This window comes from Novacetimonas cocois (genome assembly GCF_003311635.1).
Lineage (GTDB): Bacteria > Pseudomonadota > Alphaproteobacteria > Acetobacterales > Acetobacteraceae > Novacetimonas > Novacetimonas cocois.
The window spans coordinates 1-725 of record NZ_QEXL01000071.1 but is presented as its reverse complement, the minus strand read 5'-3'; the positions used below and the strand labels follow the sequence as shown (position 1 = coordinate 725).

Below are 725 nucleotides of genomic sequence, written 5' to 3'. Positions count from 1 at the left end.
GTGCGGGAGCAGTTCGTGGAACGCGGCATGGTGGCTGATCTCAATGTGCATTGGGATATTGGCGAAGACGGACAGGCGAAGCCCCATGCGCATGTGATGCTGTCCACGCGGCGGATCGAAGTCAGAACCGGAGAGGCTGTGCATGGAAGACGAGACGGAATCCCGCATCCTGAACGAGGCGGCAGGGGCGCATACGACCTCGCGCCGGATCCTGGACCTGATGGAGCAGAAAGGGGAGGACGATCCGCTCAAGTTTATGATCCGTCTGCTGACAGAGATCCGGGAGACGCAGCGTGGCATCCTGCTGAAGCTCTCGACGCTGGAGAAGCGCTTGCAGCGGCTGGAAGAACGGCGCGACTGATTGCAGCGGCACGGTTGCGGCATGAAGGCTTGGAGCAGGATCAGCCTTCCATCGGGTTCGGTGCGAAAGAGCGTTCGTGGAATGACAGGGATCTGCTGCTGACGTGGCGGGAGCGGTGGGCGTCACTTGCCAATGAACGGCTGGCCGAACTGGACCTGGATGTGCGGATCGACCATCGGTCGTTTGCCGAACAGGGGATCGACCTTGAGCCACAGAACAAGATCGGTCCGGCCGGGATGCGCCGGGAAGAGCGGGGGGAGGATGCTGAACGGGTTGCCGACCATCTGGAGATCGCGCGGCGCAATGGCGAAAGGTTGCTGGCCGAGCCGCATGTGGCGCTGGAGGCGCTGACCCGACAGCAGAG

General features: G+C 62.6%; 2 protein-coding genes and 1 pseudogene. All 3 read left to right on the top strand.

The window, feature by feature from the left end; translation table 11 throughout:
* Window positions 1–126: pseudogene (locus NJLHNGOC_RS16750) on the top strand (MobA/MobL family protein); the annotation flags it as partial.
* Window positions 127–142: 16 nt separating this feature from the next.
* A complete protein-coding gene (locus NJLHNGOC_RS16745) occupies window positions 143–361 on the top strand; it encodes a hypothetical protein (RefSeq protein WP_113597117.1) in 219 nt (72 codons plus the stop codon).
* A gap of 14 nt (window positions 362–375) precedes the next feature.
* Window positions 376–725, top strand: a 350-nt coding sequence (locus tag NJLHNGOC_RS16740; protein ID WP_408891028.1) for a MobA/MobL family protein, incomplete at its 3' end; no start/stop codon positions are given.